Below are 951 nucleotides of genomic sequence, written 5' to 3' on the forward strand. Positions count from 1 at the left end.
CGCGGGGGAGGAGGCGGTGACGGCCTCGACGCCGACGTGATCGGCGATGCGGGAGCGCATATCGTCGCGGGTCCAGTCGGCGACGGTTTGGCCGCCGCGCATCAGGATGTCGACGGTCAGGCCGTGGCGGGAGTAGTCCCACCACTCCACGCGCGGGAATCCGGTCTCGGCCGAGCCGAGCTTGAGAAGCGAAAACATCAACTGCGAGTGCGCGGGCGAGGCGAACGACAGAATGGCCGGGCGAAGAATTTCCGGCGCCTGTGCCAGTTCGCGGTCCAGGCCCTCGGCGGTGGTGGTGGCCGGGCGGCGGCCCCACGGCAACAGATGAGCCGCGAAGACCAGCGCGCCCACCGCTGAGGCAGCGACCGGGACCATGTTCACTACGTTCATGACCGCTCCCGGTAGTAGGCGCACATGTCGCACGGGCACGGTTCCCCAGTGACATCGCGGTAGGGGAAGGATTCGAGGTCTTCACCGGCAGCGATCTGGGCTTCAGTGATCGCGGCCCGGAGCTGGCCGACCAAGGCCGCAGCGACCTCGGGTGGCATGAACAGGTGCGGGCACGGGCCGCCCGAGAAGTGCTCGTCGTGGCCGCCGAAGGTGATGAAAATCCAGCCCTCCGGCGCGAACGGACTGTTGAACTTGACCGCCGCACGCCCGTACCCATCCGGCGCGCCGGGCATCTGGTAGTGCACGGACTCGTATTCGTTGTGCGAGACCCAGTAGCCCTGGCACTGCTGCATCACGATGTCTTCGCTCATTGCCAGGGCTCCTTCAACCCATCGAGCCCGCACAGCAGTCGGCAGTCCTGCGCAGGGGCGGCGGGCAAGCCCGGCTCGTCGCAGAACATGCTGCAGCCGTGCGACTGCGGGGCAGCGGGGGCCGGGTCGTCGCACAACATGACGCACCCCGGCTTGGCGGTGGTGTGCTCGACAGCGGCCGGGGCCACCG

At 68.6% G+C, this 951-nt stretch carries 2 protein-coding genes and 1 pseudogene; all 3 read right to left on the reverse strand.

Going from position 1 to position 951, the window contains the following annotated elements; translation table 11 throughout:
- Positions 1 to 390, reverse strand: a pseudogene (locus tag ON37_RS26565) (FtsK/SpoIIIE domain-containing protein); the annotation flags it as partial.
- A complete protein-coding gene (locus tag ON37_RS26570; protein ID WP_040723155.1) occupies positions 387 to 761 on the reverse strand; it encodes a hypothetical protein in 375 nt (124 codons plus the stop codon). The pseudogene ON37_RS26565 and the gene ON37_RS26570, both read right to left, overlap by 4 nt.
- Positions 758 to 951 (reverse strand): hypothetical protein (locus tag ON37_RS33925; protein WP_217999965.1); only part of this gene is annotated, 194 nt, incomplete at its 5' end. The genes ON37_RS26570 and ON37_RS33925, both read right to left, overlap by 4 nt.

Source organism: Nocardia veterana NBRC 100344 (assembly GCF_000308855.1).
GTDB lineage: Bacteria > Actinomycetota > Actinomycetes > Mycobacteriales > Mycobacteriaceae > Nocardia > Nocardia veterana.

Excerpts from the sequence above, each read along its gene's own strand:
- ON37_RS26570 (WP_040723155.1), bottom strand. The coding sequence starts at position 761 with ATGAGCGAAGACATCGTGATGCAGCAGTGCCAGGGCTACTGGGTCTCG.